This is a genomic window from Caballeronia sp. LjRoot31, assembly GCF_964253885.1.
In the GTDB taxonomy this organism is placed as follows: domain Bacteria; phylum Pseudomonadota; class Gammaproteobacteria; order Burkholderiales; family Burkholderiaceae; genus Caballeronia.
Window position 1 is genome coordinate 1,208,740 of record NZ_CAXURX020000002.1, and the last position, 15,919, is coordinate 1,224,658.

11 protein-coding genes and 1 pseudogene are annotated in these 15,919 nt (G+C 60.1%); 5 read left to right on the forward strand and 7 right to left on the reverse strand.

Translation table 11 applies throughout. The annotated features are described in order from the left end of the window. On the reverse strand, positions 1-693 hold the full coding sequence (locus tag ACSQ8V_RS23790) for an ABC transporter ATP-binding protein (RefSeq protein WP_213766430.1): 693 nt from the start codon (positions 691-693) through the stop codon (positions 1-3). Beyond that, complete coding sequence (locus tag ACSQ8V_RS23795) at positions 686-1,480, reverse strand: ABC transporter ATP-binding protein (protein ID WP_436207358.1); 795 nt, start codon at positions 1,478-1,480, stop codon at positions 686-688. The genes ACSQ8V_RS23790 and ACSQ8V_RS23795 overlap by 8 nt, the downstream gene beginning before the upstream one ends. A gap of 159 nt (positions 1,481-1,639) precedes the next feature. Between ACSQ8V_RS23795 and ACSQ8V_RS23800 the strand changes: the two genes are divergently transcribed. The 4 genes from ACSQ8V_RS23800 to ACSQ8V_RS23815 all read left to right on the forward strand — a co-directional run bounded on the left by ACSQ8V_RS23800 (position 1,640) and on the right by ACSQ8V_RS23815 (position 6,441). Continuing rightward, positions 1,640-2,902 (forward strand): ABC transporter substrate-binding protein, encoded by a 1,263-nt coding sequence (locus ACSQ8V_RS23800; RefSeq protein WP_213766434.1) that lies wholly within the window; start codon positions 1,640-1,642, stop codon positions 2,900-2,902. 21 nt (positions 2,903-2,923) lie between these two features. Further along, positions 2,924-4,849 carry an ABC transporter permease gene (locus ACSQ8V_RS23805; protein ID WP_213766435.1) on the forward strand — a complete coding sequence of 642 codons (1,926 nt, stop codon included), beginning with the start codon at positions 2,924-2,926 and terminating at the stop codon, positions 4,847-4,849. After that, positions 4,849-5,805, forward strand: coding sequence for a D-2-hydroxyacid dehydrogenase family protein (locus ACSQ8V_RS23810; RefSeq protein WP_436183948.1), 957 nt, complete (start codon positions 4,849-4,851; stop codon positions 5,803-5,805). The genes ACSQ8V_RS23805 and ACSQ8V_RS23810 overlap by 1 nt, the downstream gene beginning before the upstream one ends. Positions 5,806-5,898: 93 nt before the next feature. Continuing rightward, a complete protein-coding gene (locus ACSQ8V_RS23815) occupies positions 5,899-6,441 on the forward strand; it encodes a DUF2889 domain-containing protein (RefSeq protein WP_436207359.1) in 543 nt (180 codons plus the stop codon). Positions 6,442-6,616: 175 nt separating this feature from the next. Here the strand turns inward: ACSQ8V_RS23815 and ACSQ8V_RS23820 are convergent, their stop codons facing one another. The 3 genes from ACSQ8V_RS23820 to ACSQ8V_RS23830 are packed head-to-tail and all read right to left on the reverse strand — an operon-like array spanning position 6,617 to position 12,474. Continuing rightward, on the reverse strand, positions 6,617-8,101 hold the full coding sequence (locus ACSQ8V_RS23820) for an efflux transporter outer membrane subunit (protein ID WP_436207360.1): 1,485 nt from the start codon (positions 8,099-8,101) through the stop codon (positions 6,617-6,619). Beyond that, positions 8,094-9,293 (reverse strand): efflux RND transporter periplasmic adaptor subunit, encoded by a 1,200-nt coding sequence (locus tag ACSQ8V_RS23825; RefSeq protein WP_436207361.1) that lies wholly within the window; start codon positions 9,291-9,293, stop codon positions 8,094-8,096. Before ACSQ8V_RS23825 ends, ACSQ8V_RS23820 begins: the two co-directional genes overlap by 8 nt. Next, a complete protein-coding gene (locus ACSQ8V_RS23830; protein ID WP_213766441.1) occupies positions 9,283-12,474 on the reverse strand; it encodes an efflux RND transporter permease subunit in 3,192 nt (1,063 codons plus the stop codon). Before ACSQ8V_RS23830 ends, ACSQ8V_RS23825 begins: the two co-directional genes overlap by 11 nt. A 793-nt stretch (positions 12,475-13,267) precedes the next feature. Between ACSQ8V_RS23830 and ACSQ8V_RS23835 the strand changes: the two genes are divergently transcribed. Then, the gene (locus ACSQ8V_RS23835; protein WP_436207362.1) at positions 13,268-13,576 is read left to right on the forward strand and encodes a putative quinol monooxygenase; all 309 of its coding nucleotides are present in this window, start codon (positions 13,268-13,270) and stop codon (positions 13,574-13,576) included. Positions 13,577-13,612: 36 nt separating this feature from the next. On the opposite strand, the gene ACSQ8V_RS23840 is transcribed toward ACSQ8V_RS23835, so the two are convergent. Further along, the gene (locus ACSQ8V_RS23840; RefSeq protein WP_436207998.1) at positions 13,613-14,986 is read right to left on the reverse strand and encodes a putative bifunctional diguanylate cyclase/phosphodiesterase; all 1,374 of its coding nucleotides are present in this window, start codon (positions 14,984-14,986) and stop codon (positions 13,613-13,615) included. Positions 14,987-14,995: 9 nt separating this feature from the next. After that, positions 14,996-15,466: pseudogene (locus ACSQ8V_RS23845) on the reverse strand (GAF domain-containing protein); the annotation flags it as partial. Positions 15,467-15,919 lie beyond the last annotated feature (453 nt).

Below are 15,919 nucleotides of genomic sequence, written 5' to 3' on the forward strand. Positions count from 1 at the left end.
TCACACGCCGAGATGCTCCAGCAATTCGTCTTCGCGTTCGATCACGTCGTCGTTCGTCAGCGTCTGGATGATCTTGCCGTCGACCATCAGGTTGTGGCGATCCGCCACCGATATCGCGAAGCGCAGGTTCTGCTCCACCAGCAGGATAGTGCGGCCATCGGCCTTGAGTTGCAGGATGACGTCCCCGATCCGATCGACAATGACGGGCGCCAGGCCCTCAGTTGGTTCGTCGAGAAGGATGAGTTGCGAACCCATATGCAACGGGCGGGCAATGGCGAGCATCTGTTGCTCTCCGCCTGACAAGGTGGATGCTTTTTGATGGCTGCGTTCGCGCAGCACCGGGAACAATTCGAAGATGCGCTCAAGCGGCCATGCAGCGGGACCGCGCACGGGCGAGATGACGAGATTTTCCTGCACGCTCAGCGTCGCAAAGATGCCGCGGTCCTCGGCAACATACCCAATGCCCGAGCGCGCGGTGCGTTCGGGGCCAAGCGGCAGCACGTCCACGCCTTTGTATCGCACTGTTCCGCTGCGCCGCCGCATGTCGCCAATAATCGCTTTCAACGTCGTGGTCTTACCCACGCCGTTACGGCCTATCAGCGTGACCACTTCCCCTGGCTGGACGTCGAAGTCGATACCGTGAAGCACTTGCGTCTCGCCATACGATGCCTGCAGGTTGCGTACTTCAAGCATGTCCGTGTCCTCCAATACCGCGTTTGCCGCCGAGATACGCTTCGATCACGCGGGGATCGGAATGCACCTCGTCATAAGAACCGACCGTCAGAACGCGGCCTTGTTGCAGCACGATAATCTGCCGCGCGAGGTCGGACACGACCCGCAGATTATGTTCGACCATGATGACCATGCGGTCCTCGGCAATGGATCGGATCAATTCTATGATCCGGCCAATATCCTGTGACGACATACCCGCGGTCGGCTCGTCGAGCAGGAGGACCTGCGGCCGCGTCGCGAGGCTGATGCCGAGTTCCAGTGAACGCTTGAGACCATAGGGCAGGGCTGATGCCTGCTGGTCGCGCCAGGAGGACGCGATGCCGACCTGATCCATGATGTCGTGGATTTCCTGACGATGGACGTCGAGCCCATGGCTGCGGCGCCAGAATTCACATCCGCTCGTCGCGCGGCGCTGCATGGGCAGGAGAAGATTTTCCGCGACGGTCATGTGGCTGAAGATGCTGCTGATCTGGAAACTGCGCACGATCCCCAGCCGTGACACGGCCTGGGGATTGAGCCGCGAGATGTCCTGATCGTGAAACAGCACTTTCCCGGCGGACGGTTTCAGGAAGCTGCTCAGCAGATTGAAAAAAGTGGTCTTGCCGGCGCCGTTGGGACCAATGATGCCGAACACGCCCGTTCCGGCAAAACGTAGATCCACGCCGGCCACAGCGACGAACCCATCGAATTCCTTGCGCAGCCCACGCGTCTCGATGACAGGTTCCCGCGTCGCGATGCCAGCCGGCACTGCAGCGGCGCTCCTCACATATTCAGCACCCGTTGACATCGCCGATCCTCCGTTAAAGACCGCAGAAATATAAAAAATAAAAATAATTGATGGGGCTAATATACAATGCATTTTCGCGGTATGGTTGAAGTTAGATCAAAAAATTCCGGAGACACAACCATGGGACTGGGAAGCGGATGGCGGCACGCAGGCTGGCTGCGCAGTTGGTCAATGAGAGCGGTTGCGTGCACTGCCGCACTTGCGGCCGCGCTTGGAGGCGCGGCTTCGGCGCAGGGTCAAATGACGGGAAAGGCGTTCACCATACTGGTAATCACTGATCTGTCGACCGTCTATTCGGATACGTCCGGCAAGGGTTCAGTCGACGCCGCAAAAATGGCGATCGCCGATTTTGGCGGCAGCGTGAACGGCGTGCCCATCAAGCTGATCGTGCTCGACAACAAGCTTGATGTCGGCATCACGGTCAACAAGACGCGGCAGTTGATTGAAACCCAGGGCGTGAACATGATTACCGACGTCACCGGGTCGGCCGCGGCAATCGAGGTAGCGAAGCTCGCGAAACAATACAAAGTGACGACTACCTTCGTGAGTCCCGGAACGACGGCGCTTACGAACGACTTCTGTACGAAGTACGCCTGGCATTACGCATGGGATACCTACGCATTGGCGAATATCGCCGCGACCAAGGTGACCAGGCTTGGCGCCAAACGCTGGTATTTCATCACGGCCGACTACGCATTCGGACACTCCCTCCTTGAACAGTTCAGCCGGGCGGCGAAAGCGGCGGGCGGCACGGTGGTGGGCAACGACATGGTGCCGTTTCCAAACGACGACTTTTCGAGTTTCCTGCTGAAAGCGCAGGCTGCGCATGCGGACGCGATCGGCATACTCGAATCAGGCCAGGACCTGCGTAATGCGGTAAAGCAGGCGGGCGAGTTCGGGCTGATGAACGGCTCGGTGCGCCTGGTCCCGGGACAGATGAACCTGACCGACGTGGCGGCTCTCGGCATCTCGGCATGGTCAGGCGCAATCCTGGCCGATCCGTGGTACTGGAACTATGACGACCGCACGCGTGAGTGGAGCGGACGTTTCCGCAAGGCTTATGGATTTGCACCCGGCAGTCTCCATGCGGGCAACTACTCCGCGGTCATGCAGGTTCTGAACACGGTCAAGCGGATTGGATCAGACGATCCGGACAAGATCGCGGCGGCGCTGGAAGGCAGCACGTTCGATGATTTCTTCGCCCGTCATGCAACGTTCAGGAAAGCTGATCATATTGTGGTTCACGACCTGTATCTTGAACAGGTCAAGAAGGCGAACGAAGTCAAGACGCCCGATGACGTTTTCACCGTGCTCGCCACCGTCGCCGGCAAGGATGCGTTCATGCCTGCGTCGGAAAGCACGTGTAAGCACGACTGGCAATAGAGCTACCGGCGGAGGGTTTCCATGTCGCAATACTATTTATCGCAGCTATTCAACGGACTCGTCAACGGTGGCTTCATTGCGTTGATGAGTCTGGGACTGAGCGTGATCTTTGGCATGATGCGAGTCGTCAATTTCGCTCATGGCGCGCTTTATATGCTCGGTGCCTTCATAGCGTTCAGCGTGGGCGCCGACTTTGGACTCTCGCTGTGGGTCGCCATGCTGGTTGCGCCCATCGTGATCGGCGGCTTTGGACTCGTGCTCGAACGCCTCTTTCTCAGGCGTCTCTACGGACTGGATCCTTCGTATAACCTGCTGCTCACGTTCGGCCTCACGCTGATCATCGAAGATACGATGCGGCATTTCTTTGCGGTGCAGGGCGCTCCGTTTCTCGTGCCCGGTGCGCTTGCGGGCGCCATCAACCTCGGTTTCATCGTCTATCCGAAGTATCGCTTCTTCGTACTCGTGTTTTCGATGGTCGTCTGCGGTGCGACCTGGCTGCTGCTCGAACGTACCCGGCTTGGCGCGCTGGTGCGTGCCGGAACCGAGCGCCCGGACCTGTTGCGCTGCTTCGGGGTCCGCGTGCCCGTGCTCGTTTCCGGCACATTCGCATTCGCGGCGGGCCTCGCGGCCATCGCGGGCGTGCTGGCCGCGCCGCTGCGCAACATCTCGCCGTTCATGGGCCAGGAGATGATCGCGACCACGTTCGCCGTCGTGGTAGCTGGCGGATTGGGATCGATTGCCGGTTCGGTCGTCATGGGCTTTGCCGTGGGCGTGCTGTCCGCGGTTGCCGCAATCTGGTATCCGCCGGCGGCCAACGCGGCGACTTACATCCTGATGATCGTTGTGTTGATCGTGCGGCCGGGCGGCATCTTCCGGGGCATCGACGTCGCGCATTTTCCGCTGCACTACACACCGATCACACCCGCGGCCCGGCGGCTCGTGATGAGCTGGAAACTCAAGCTGGTGGCGCTGGCTGCCGGGCTGATATTGCCGTGGCTGGTCTACCCGGTGCTCGCATGCGATATCGTGCTGTGGGGCTTGTGCGCGCTCGGCTTCGACATCCTCTTCGCATTCGCCGGCCTGCTGTCATTCGGACAAGCCGCCTATTGGGGCGGAAGCGCCTACATCACGGGCATCATGATCGCGAAGCTTCACTATCCGATGTGGGTTGGCTTCATTGCAGGCGTGTCGATCAGCACAATGATCGCGGTGGCCTTCGGCGCACTGATCTCTCGCAAGCAGGGCATCTATTTCTCGATGGTGACGTTCGCGCTCGCCGAGATCGTCTACTTTGTCATCAACCAGACGCCGCAATACACAGGCGGCGAAGATGGCCTGCACGGCATCACGCGCGGCTCGCTTTTCGGTCTGAGCCTCGAGAACCAGATCACCTACTATTACCTGGCGCTGTTCGTCGTCTCGCTTGCGGTCGGCTTTGTTTTCCTCGTGATCCGCTCGCCCTTCGGGCTGTCGCTCGGCGGTGCGCGCGACAGCGAGCGGCGCATGCTGAGCGTAGGCTACAACGTGCAGGGACTGCGGCTGCGCGCGTATGCGTTGTCGGCGTTTCTCATCAGCATCGCGGGGTCGCTGTTCGCGCTTAACCACGAGTTTGTCAGCCTCGAATCGGTCTACTGGCGCGCGTCGGGCGAGCCCATCATGATGACGCTGCTCGGCGGCGCCGGCACTGTGTTCGGGCCGATGCTCGGCGCAGGCATCGTCGTGTTCCTCAGGGACTTCCTGAGTACGCTCACCGACAGTGGCAGCCTCGTGCTGGGCGTGACCTTCGTGATCGTCGTGATGGTGTTCCGGCGCGGCGTGCTTGGCGAGATTCTTTTCCGGTTGCCGTCGAAGGAAGACCGGCGTGCCGAGCGCGCGCCGTCCCGCGGCAGACCGCCCATGAAAACTGGCGCTGACGACACCGCCATTCACCGGAGTTCGGAACTGTGATGAACGTAGCCCTTCTCGATGACTACCAGAACGTCGCCATGAAGATGGCCGACTGGAAAAGCCTGGCGCCGCGCGCGATAGTGACCGCCTTCCCCGATCACCTGGACGATGTCGACGCGCTGGCTGAACGCCTGCATCCGTTCGACGTGGTGGTGCTGATGCGCGAGCGAACGCGTGTGCCGCGCGCGCTGCTTGAACGGCTGCCGAATCTCAAGCTGTTGATCACGGCAGCCATGTGGAACGCTTCAGTCGATATTGTTGCCGCCACCGAGCGCGGCATCCAGGTCTGCGGGACGGACGACCTGCCGACACCCGCAGCCGAAATGGCGCTCGGCCTGATGCTCGCCCTTGCTCGCGCGATCCCGCAGGAAGAGCGCGCGATTCGCGCCGGACGCTGGCAGACGACGCTTGGCGTGGGCTTGCACGGCAGGACGCTGGGCGTGATCGGCCTTGGCAACCTGGGACGTCAAATGGCCGGCTATGGCAAGGTCCTTGGCATGAAAGTGCTTGCCTGGAGCCAGAATCTCACCAACGAGGCTGCCGCCGCGTCGGGCGCGCAACGCGTTGGTCTTGACGTGCTCCTCGCCGAGTCGGACGTGATATCGATCCACTTGAAGTTGTCGGAGCGCACGCGCGGCCTGCTTGGTGCGCGTGAATTGTCCTTGATGAAGCCGACGGCCTATCTCGTGAACACGGCGCGTGGGCCCATTGTGGATGAAAGCGCGCTGGTGGCGGCGCTTGCGGACAAGCGAATCGGCGGCGCCGCGCTGGATGTCTTCGATGTCGAACCGATGCCGGTTGACCATCCCTTTTTGGCGCTCGAAAATGTAGTGCTGGCGCCGCACGTCGGGTATGTGACTGAAGAAAATTATCAGCTGATCTATGGCGGCGTGCTCGAAGACATCGCCGCGTTCCTGGACGGAAAACTCGTGCGTCCGCTCAATACTTTATCCTGACAGGATTGCCTGGCTGGCGGCCTCTCATGAATTGGCTCGCGTGATGAATCACCGGGACCGCCGCCGAAACCATTTCCTCTTCGACGAACTTTCATGCCTCTCTCGCCCGCTGGCGAACGCCAGTTACTTCACACGCGCAAGATCGAAGCCAACGGCTATTCCCGGCCGGAAGGGCTGTACGACCTTGAAGCCCATCTGATCGATACCAAGACGCACACCAAGGAGTCGCCGGCAGGTAATCGAATGGCGGGAGAACCGATCCATGAGATGTGGCTGCGGATTACCATCGACGGAAGCCTGAACATCATGGCAGCCGAAGCTGCATTCGATGCCGTGCCGTATGCAGGACATTGCGAGAACATCGCACCCGACTATGGACGGCTCGTGGGCCTGCGCATTGCACCCGGTTTCTCGGCACAAGTGCGATCCATGTTCGCTGGCACCCAGGGATGTACCCACGTGAGCGACCTGATAGGAATACTGGCTACGCTCGCTTTTCAGACGATGGCAAATCGCCGCGCGCGCGAGGAGCAGGACGTCAAACAACCGTTCCAGTTGAATCGCTGTCACGCGTTGTCGACTAGTGGCGAGGTGGTGGCCAAATACTATCCGCGCTGGAGCGCGAAGGCCGGATAGCGACAGTTGCACAAGGTCCGTTTGTTTCGGGAGCCATGAGCGAGAAGAGGGCGTGTGAATCCCACCGCGCTCGTGGCATCAAGTCGGAACTCGACAGTCCCGACATCTCGTAGAGCAAGACCATCGAGCGCCGCTGGATCACCCGCTCCCCATGTAGTCACAACGCGACGCGTACCTACTCTTTCGGTTTGTCACTAGCCGCGACAAGCACCGGCGCCGCCGCAGTACTCGCCAGTTCTTCGCTTGACCAGCCGCCACCCAGCGCCTTGATCAATTGCACGTTCGCGCTTAGCTGACGTGTCTGGATATCGAGCACGCCGCGCTGAGCGTCGAGCGCGGCGGTCTGCGCCTGCACGACATCGAGATAACCGACCGCGCCTTGCCGATACCGGTTCAGCGCCAGATCGACGGAATACTGCGCCGAATTGCTGGCATCGCGTTGCTGCTGGAGCGCCGTGCCAAGGTCCTGCAGCAGCGAAAGATTGTCTTCGATTTGCTGGAACGCCGACAACACGACCCCGCGATAACGCGCTCCCGCTTCATCCGTCGCCGCTTTCGCCGAATTGAGCTGGGCGCGGCGCAGGCCGCCGTCGAAAACGTATTGCACGAGTTGTGGACCGATTGCCCAGAACAGGTTCGGAGCACTGATCAAATTCGAATAGGCGGTGCTTTGAAGGCCGGCTTGCGCGCTGAGTGTGATGGACGGAAAGTAGGCTGCGCGCGCCACGCCGATCTTCGCATTGGCTTCCGCCACGCGGCGTTCGGCCGCGGCAATGTCAGGGCGCCGCTGCACCAATGTCGAGGGCAAACCGGCCGGAATCACGGGTAAGGTGATCGAGGCGGTTTGCTGCGGCAAACTGAACTCGGACGCGGACACGCCCACCAGTTCGGCGATCGCGTGCTCGATCAACGCGCGTTGTGCGAGGTTTTGCGACAACTGCGATTTCGCCGACGACAACTGCGTCTGCGCGCGCGATACATCGAGCCCCGAGACAATGCCTCCTCCATGCAGCGTTTGCGTAAGTTGCAGCGCACGCGCAAACGCCGCGACGGTGTCGGTCAGCAACTGGGTTTGCTGATCAAGACCGCGCAGGCGGATATAGCTATCGGTGAGTTGAACCTGCAAGCTCAGTTGTACCGATGCAAGATCGGCCTTCGATGCCTGCGCTTCGTCCTTGCCCGCTACCACGGAATCACGCACGCGGCCCCACAGGTCGAGGTCGTAATCGATCTCGCCGCCGAGCGTGACGGAGTTGTAATCGTTGGGGCCGCCGACACGCAATGGCCGCCTGTACGACTGCCGGTCGCGTTGCGGAACGGCGTTTGCACTAATTGTCGGATAGAGCCCGGCCGAGACCTGGTCCACGAACGCCTGTGCCTGCCTGTAGTGCGCGTACGCCGCGGCAAGATCCGTGTTGTTCGCGAGCAGACGCTGTTCGAGATCGTCGAGTTGAGCGTCGTTATACATCTTCCACCAGCCGTTGCGGCTCAACTGGTCGGCGGGCTGCGCGCTGATCCAGGGTCCGACCGTGTGATATTGCGCGACGACCGGCGTAGGCGGCACCTTGTAATCTGGCGCGAGCGAACAGGCCGCCAGCGCGAAGGTGCCGGCGAGCAGCGCCGGCACGCGCAACGTAACCCTCGTAGCCAGCCTAGCCATTAGCGGCCACCTTCTTGTCGGCGCTGGCGACTTGCACGTGATCGCCGTCAACGAGGCCATCAGGCGGCGTATCGATCACGCGGTCCGCCGCGATGAGCCCCGAACCAATCTCGACCGAATCGCCGAAGTCGCGATTGATCGTCACCTTCTTGAACACGACCTGGCCGTTTTCGCCGAGCGTTGCGACCATCAGGCCACGGGCATCGAAAACCAGTGCGCTGGCGGGAACGCGTACCGCGTTTGCCTGCACCGGAAGCTTGAATTGCAAGCTGGCGAAACCACCGGGCAAGAGCTTGCCGGCTGTGTTGTCGACCAGCAATTGAACCAGCGTCGTGCCAGAAGTCGAGTTGACGGAATCCGCCGATGCAACCACGCGCGCGGTGAAACGCTGGCCGGGATATTCCGGCACGGAAAGCGTCGCGGTCGTGCCGCTGCGGACATCGGGGGCGTAACTCTGCGGCACCTGCACATACACGCGCAACTGCTTCACGTCCGAGACGGTGAACAACTCCTGTCCGATACCGCCACTCCCCGCATTGATGAGCGCGCCGACATCGGTGTCACGTGCGGTCACCACGCCGTCAAACGGCGCCAGGATACGCTCGAAGCCCTTGGTGGCGAGCAACCGGTCGACGTTGGCCTGCGCGGCCGCTACAGCCGCTTTCTTGGCGGTGTAGTCGCCGGTGCGTTCGTCGACTTCCTGCTGGGCGACCGAGTCGGTGCCGAGCAGCGCCTGCCAGCGTTTCGCGGTCGTGCCTGCGAGGGCGGCATTGGCTTGTGTGCTGGCCAGGTCCGCACGCGCCTGCAGCAGCTGCTGGTCGAGCTCCGGCGACTCGATCACCGCAAGCAATTGCCCGGCCTTCACCGGTGCGCCGATATCCACGTTCCACGACTTCAGGTAACCGCTCACGCGCGCAAAGATCGGCGCGCGCGAATACGCTTCGAGATGCGACGGCAGGTCGAGCGTCGGGCCGTTCGCCGAGCTGACCGGATGGATCACGGTGACGGTCGGGACCGTCTGCGCGCTGGTCCAGGTCTTGAGGTTGCGGGCATCGACGGCGCGCAGCGTGACGCCGGCGGCGACCACGATCAGCGCAACCGCGATACCCACCACGCCGATCACGACGAGTCGCCGGCGCGGCACGGGTTGATCGGTGACGGGTGGGGTGGTGATAACAGGTTCAGACGACATGAGCAGGACCTCCCGTAACGGGTGTCGGGGCAATCGCGCGGCCAGTGCGCGAGTGAATGATGCAGAAGATCACCGGGACCAGGAGCAGCGACGCGGTGGTAGCGAAAATCAGGCCGCCGATAACGGCGCGGCCAAGCGGTGCGTTCTGTTCACCGCCTTCGCCCAGCGCGAGGGCCATCGGCGCCATGCCGATGATCATCGAGAGGGCGGTCATGAGCACCGGGCGGAAACGGGTGAAACCGGCTTCGAGCGCAGCCTTGAACGGGTCGCCATGAACGGCCAGGCGCTCGCGGCAGAAGCTGACCACGAGGATGGAGTTGGCGGTCGCCACCCCCATGCACATGATCGCTCCCGTCAGTGCGGGCACGGACAGCGTGGTGTGAGTCGCGAACAACATCCAGACGATGCCGGCCAGCGCCGCCGGCAACGCCGTGACGATCACGAACGGATCGGCCCACGACTGGAAGTTGACCACGACGATCAGGTAGATCAACACGACCGCGCCGAGCAGGCCGAACAACATGCCGGCGAACGCGCTGTTCATGGTCTGCACCTGGCCGAGCAGCGCAACCGACGAACCCTTCGGCAGTGCGTCGGCGTTGTCCTTCACCACGCGCTGGATGTCCGACGCCACCGCGCCCAGATCGCGATCCTGCGTGGTCGCGAAGATCTCGACCATCGGCTGGATGTTGTACTGGCTCACGACTGCATTGGTGTTCGTACGCTCGACGGTCGCAAGGCCGCCCAGGATTTGTCCGCTGCTCTGCAGGCTCGAAGTGATCGGCAGGTTCTGCAGCGAGGCAAGCGAATCGAGGTTGTATTGCGGCGTCTGCATCACGATCGGATACGACACGCCGTTCGCATTGTTCAGCCAGAAAGTCGGCGCGACCTGGCTCGACCCCGCGAGGTTCACGACCAGGCTGTTCGTCACGTCACGCTCGTTGATGCCGAGCAGTTGCGCGCGGGTACGGTCGACATCGACGTTGAACGTGGGATTGTTCTGCGCTTGCTGGATCCGTGCATCGACTACGCCGGGGATCTGGCGGATCTCGCGCAGCAGCCGGTTCGCATACGCGAAGTTCGCGGGCAGGTTGTTGCCGCGAACCTGCAAGTCCACCGGTGCCGGCGAGCCGAAGTTCAGGATCTGGCTGATGATGTCCGCGGGCGGGAACGAGAACGTCACGCCCGGATAAAGACGCGGCAATTTCTCCCGCATCTGCCGCACGTACTCCGCGGTCGGACGATGATCTTCGTTCAACGCGATCTGGATGTCGCCGTCCTGCGAGCCGATCGTCCCGGTGTTGTTATAGGCGAGGTTGATACCGCTGACCGGCAGGCCGATGTTGTCGACCATCGTGGCGAGTTCGGCCGGCGGAATCATCTGACGGATCGATCCTTCCACGTCCGCGAAAATCTGCGCGGTCTTCTCGACCCGCACGCCGACCGGCGCACGCACGTGCAACAGGATCTGCCCGGCGTCCACGTCCGGGAAAAAGTTGCGGCCGAGCATAGGCACCAGCGCGAACGAGACCAGCACGAAACCGAGGAAGCAACTGACGAAGGGCGCGCGATGGTTCAGCGCCAGTTCCAGCAGCCCGTGATAGCCGGCGCGAATTTTTTCGAAGCGTCGTTCGAAACCCTGCTGGAAGCGTCCGAGCGGTCCGGGACGCTTCTTTTCGTGCGCATCTTCATCGAGATTGTGCGGATGCAGCAGGTACTTAGCCATCGTGGGAACGAGCGTTCGCGACAGGATGAACGACGCGATCATCGCGAAGATCACGGCCTCGGCCATTGGCACGAAGAGAAAACGCGCGACGCCGTCGAGGAAAAACATCGGCACGAACACAATGCAGATACATAACAGCGCCACGAACGCGGGTGTAACGATCTGCGCGGCGCCATCGAGAATGGCCTCCTCTACCTGCTTGCCTTGCTCCAGATGCCAGTTGATATTTTCGATGGTGACGGTCGCGTCGTCGACCAGGATCCCCACCGCGAGCGCAAGGCCGCCGAGCGTCATGATGTTGAGCGTCTCGCCGAGCGCGGACAAGGTCGCTATGGAACCGAGAATGGCGAGCGGAATCGAGGTCGCAATGATGACGGTCGAACGCCAACTGCCGAGGAACAACAGGATCATTAGGCTGGTCAGCGCGGCAGCGATCACGCCTTCGCGGGCCACGCCGCTAATGGCCGCGCGCACGAACAGCGACTGGTCTCCGATCGGTGCAATTTGCAGTGCGTCGGGCAATGAAGCCTTGGCGTCGAGCACGTGCTGCTTGATGCCGGCGATGATGCCGAGCGTGGACACCGAGCCATTCTTCAGCACCGACATCAGCACCGAACGCTTGCCGTCCACATGCACAATATTGGTTTGCGGCGGACTGCCGTCGCGGACATTCGCGACATCGTGGATATAAACCGTGGTGCCATTGACCGCCTTGATCGGCAGGTCACCGAGCGCCTTGAGCGCGTAAGGCGCGTTGTTCAGTTGCAGCGTGTATTCGTGATCGCCGATTTTTTCCGTACCGATCGGCGTCAGCAGGTTCTGGGCGGCGAGCGCATTGGCAACGTCCTGTGCAGACAGGCCGCGCGCCTGCAAGGCCGTCGGGTCGATGTCGATCTGTATCTGGCGAGACTTGCCACCGAACGGATAAGGAATCGACGCACCGGCCACCGTTACCAGCGCCGGACGTAACTGGTTCAGCCCCAGGTCGCCCAGGTTTTGTTCGGTGAGACCTTTGCCCGACAGCGCGAGCTGGATGATCGGCACCGTCGACGCGTTGTAGTTCAGGATCAGCGGCGGCGTAGTGCCCGGCGGCAATTGACGCAATTGCGTCTGCGAGACGGCGGTCACCTGCGCGTTCGCGTTGCTGATGTTCACGCCCGGCTGGAAGAAGATCTTGATAATGCCGAAACCATTCACCGATTCAGCTTCGATGTGCTGGATGTCGTTGACCGTCGTGGTCAGCGAGCGCTCGAACGGTGAAGTGATCCGTCCGACCATCTGGTCCGGCGGCAAGCCCGTGTATTGCCATACGACGCTGATCACGGGAATGCGGATATCGGGGAAGATATCGGTCGGCGTTCTGATCGCGGAAAGCGGCCCGATGATCAAAATGAGGATCGCCAGGACGACAAAGGTGTATGGCCGTCGGAGAGCGATACGTACTAGGCCGAGCATGAGAGTTCCAATACTTGGGGTTGAACTGAACGGTGCCCTGATGCTGCCAGGCGCAGCAGTCGGCGGGGTTCGGCCGCGGTCATCCGCGTGGCCCGGGCAATGCGCCGGGTAGGATCATTTCCGTCCTGACGCGAGACGGATTGTTGAAAAATACTCCACATGATCTTTGGTTCGTAGGCTGTTGACCGTTTGGTAACTCACTTTAATGGGCATCTGATCCGGCTAGTGCCGACACTGCTGCATCAAACCGAAACCGATTAATTCTTTCGAATTACTTTCTAATTCGTTGTTAAAAAATAAATTTGAAATCAAAACATCACCGGGCACGCGATTTTGTCTCGCAATTTTGTCTGTAACGCAGACAATCCGGGAATGTACACAAACGAAAACAAAGCTGCAGTGCACAAACTCGGATTTGGAAGGGCAATTGAACCCGACTGGCCCATTTCCGGCAGCGAATTCAAGGCCGCAAATAAGCGTCTGCCCCATAAGTAATAATGGTCCGCGGCTTTTGTACGGCGCCAGCGTAGGCTTGAACAGCGATGTTGAGAGGCGCGCTGATTTTTTTATTACTGTCGTTTACTTAAGGGATAGCTTAAAACTACATTAGCTTATGAAGCGGCAAGCATGAAGGTCGACGTGGGATGAAGAGACTTGCAGCGGTCTTGACGCGTGGGGCATGTCGCGAAACGCGAACCTGGCTGCGCTGCGAGGCGCTCGCAGCATGCGTGGCGGAACGCGGCTATGATTAGGCTCGGCAAATTCGTGCCGAACCATGAAAGGAGAATGCCGGATGATACATGTCATTGCCACTATCACGGCGCACCCTGGCAAGCGCGACGCGGTGCTGGCGCTGTTCAGTCAGAACCGGCCAGCGGTGCTGGCGGAAGAGGGATGCATCAGCTACGAAGCGGTGGTCGACGTACCGGACTTCGGGGCGATTCAGACCCCGCTCGGCGATGACACATTCGCCGTCATCGAACGCTGGGAAAGCGCCGACGCGCTGAAGGCGCATGCGGCCTCGGCACATATGGCCGAATATGGACGCAATACGAAGCCGCTGCTCGCCAGCCGTGTCATCAATGTGCTGCAAGCCTGCTAGGGCGCCGGCTCGTATTCAGGATCAGAAAGGGGGAATCTATGTCACTAATTTATCGCGGTCCAATGGACTCCCTGGAACAGGTCCGTCAATAATATTCCGCGAAAAATTGGAATACCAGGCCTCAAATACCGGCGCTGCCAGTGGTCGGGCAATGTAGTAGCCCTGAGCTTCGTCGCAGTGCCAATCTGCCACAGCTTCGTAGATCTCCTGGGTTTCGACGCCTTCAGCCACTACCCGATAGTCGAGCTTCTGCGCAAGCGCAATGACACCCTCGACGAGGGTACGCGTGTATTGGTTATCCAAAACACGACGCACAAGGCTCTGGTCGATTTTTAGCACCGTGGCCGAGTAAAGCTGTAGCTTGGACAGGTTGTTGTAGCCCGTGCCGAAATCGTCAATGGCGACGATGCTCCCCATGTCAGCGACTTTGCGAAGGTTCTCGGTGACAAGCTTCGCGTTTGCCGTTAATGCGCTTTCAGTAACCTCTAGTTCGACCCGCTTTGGTTCAATGCCGTGGGTTCGCAGCAGGGAAATGTAGCGGGGCACGAAGCCGCGCTGTTCCAGATTAAGCACTGAAACATTAATTGAAATGTTTAGGATGATGCCGGCACGTTCCCATGTAGCAAGCTGCTTTAGCGCGTGATCCATCACCCAGTCGGTGAGCGCTGACATCAGCGACGTTTTTTCGGCCAAGGGAATGAACTCAGCCGGCGAAACCTCCCCAAGCAGAGGGTGAGACCAGCGCAACAACGCTTCGACGCCCACGCAAGCACCCGTGCGCAAATCGACTCGAGGCTGGTAAGCCAGACTCAACTGATTTTCATCCTGCAATGCCTGGGGCAAGGTGTTGAGGATGAAGAACGTGCGTTCCTGGGCCGCAAACATGCGCTTGGCAAACTTCCGAAATGGAACGCGTGCCCGCCGGGCAATCTCGGAAGACGACATCAAGGCTCGTAACACATCCGTAGGTTCATCTATACGAGACAGGTCGACCAAACCGAAGGTTGGCGACAAGTCGACTGGAATCTGGTTGACGAGCAAGGGCGCATCGAAGGCCCTCAACACGGCATCGATCACCCGCATTGCAGCGCTCTCGTCGCCGTATACGAACACGGCAAAACGCGCATAGTCGACGCGGTACACGGGCTTGATATCGACGAGCGCCTGCTCCACGCGCCGGGATATTGCTGCCATCAACCGGTCAGTCGCGACAATGCCAATCGAGATCGACGTTTGATCGAGATACCCGAGTGGGACGACATTCACTAAAACCGCATGGCTGGGCGCGATCTGCCCAATTGGCCTCTCGTCGAAGATGGCGCGAACGTCGTCGCTAAATCGCGCGCGGTTCAGTAGTCGCGTGGGCGGATCGACAAACGCGATTGATCGAAGCGCTTCGATCCGGTCCATCGCCATTTCAGCCAATTGACTCAGCAAGTCCCGTTGCGATTCGTCAAATTCGGGGCGCGGTTTGGTATCGATGACGCATAGGCTACCCAGTGGAACACCCGAGCGCGTTCGCAGCGGACTGCCGGCATAAAACCGGATATTCGGCTCACCGAGTACGAGCCGGTTCTGCTTGAACCGCGGATCGAGCGTTGCGTCGGGGACAACGAGCACATCGTGACGAAGGATCGTGTGTGCACAAAAAGCGTCCTTCCGTTCAGTTTGAGCGACCTCCACGCCGACGCGCGCCTTGAACCACTGACGCTGTTCGTCGATCAACGAGATCAACGCAATGGGTGCTTTGAACAAACGCGCTGCGAGCTGGGTGATGCGATCGAGCGCGGCGTCCGGAGGCGTGTCAAGAAGGCAGGACTCCTGCAAAACATAAAGTCGATGTCTTTCGATGACTGGTGAAGGTAGCTCGTTCTGATCGGGCAGATTCACCGGTTTCTCCTACTGGAAATGATCTGTATGGAGCTGATTGAGACTTCGTTTTCGAAGGAAATAGACGCAAACAACTATACACCGATGTGAACCGGTTCGGCATTTACAGATACACGGCAAATTGAGCAGCCTGGCGAAGCTACTTAGTCGAGCGTGTATGGTCATCGCAGATCTCTAGAGGTCGACGATAAATAGATCACCGACGCAATACATACAGGCTCTAAAGGCATTGGTGACGAATGCCAATGCCAATTCCGTTCCCCAAGTACATCAATCAAAGACGAGTGCAACCAGGCGTTCGCAGCTTGGGAAAAAACGGCACGCGCTCCGCGGCTTTGGAGCCGTATCCCTGGGTGAGCTAGATTTTCAGCGCGGCAAGTCGTCCGGTACATTGGAGAAGGTTCAGCGCGTAGAATCTGCTTTCGTCTGAAACCCGATATAAGCGAATAACGT

What these genes read in the sequence shown, in the direction of transcription:
- ACSQ8V_RS23790 (WP_213766430.1), bottom strand. Translation starts at nt 693, where the DNA reads ATGCTTGAAGTACGCAACCTGCAGGCATCGTATGGCGAGACGCAAGTG.
- ACSQ8V_RS23800 (WP_213766434.1), top strand. Translation starts at nt 1,640, where the DNA reads ATGGGACTGGGAAGCGGATGGCGGCACGCAGGCTGGCTGCGCAGTTGG.
- ACSQ8V_RS23805 (WP_213766435.1), top strand. Translation starts at nt 2,924, where the DNA reads ATGTCGCAATACTATTTATCGCAGCTATTCAACGGACTCGTCAACGGT.
- ACSQ8V_RS23810 (WP_436183948.1), top strand. Translation starts at nt 4,849, where the DNA reads ATGAACGTAGCCCTTCTCGATGACTACCAGAACGTCGCCATGAAGATG.
- ACSQ8V_RS23815 (WP_436207359.1), top strand. Translation starts at nt 5,899, where the DNA reads ATGCCTCTCTCGCCCGCTGGCGAACGCCAGTTACTTCACACGCGCAAG.
- ACSQ8V_RS23820 (WP_436207360.1), bottom strand. Translation starts at nt 8,101, where the DNA reads ATGGCTAGGCTGGCTACGAGGGTTACGTTGCGCGTGCCGGCGCTGCTC.
- ACSQ8V_RS23825 (WP_436207361.1), bottom strand. Translation starts at nt 9,293, where the DNA reads ATGTCGTCTGAACCTGTTATCACCACCCCACCCGTCACCGATCAACCC.
- ACSQ8V_RS23830 (WP_213766441.1), bottom strand. Translation starts at nt 12,474, where the DNA reads ATGCTCGGCCTAGTACGTATCGCTCTCCGACGGCCATACACCTTTGTC.
- ACSQ8V_RS23835 (WP_436207362.1), top strand. Translation starts at nt 13,268, where the DNA reads ATGATACATGTCATTGCCACTATCACGGCGCACCCTGGCAAGCGCGAC.
- ACSQ8V_RS23840 (WP_436207998.1), bottom strand. Translation starts at nt 14,986, where the DNA reads ATGGACCGGATCGAAGCGCTTCGATCAATCGCGTTTGTCGATCCGCCC.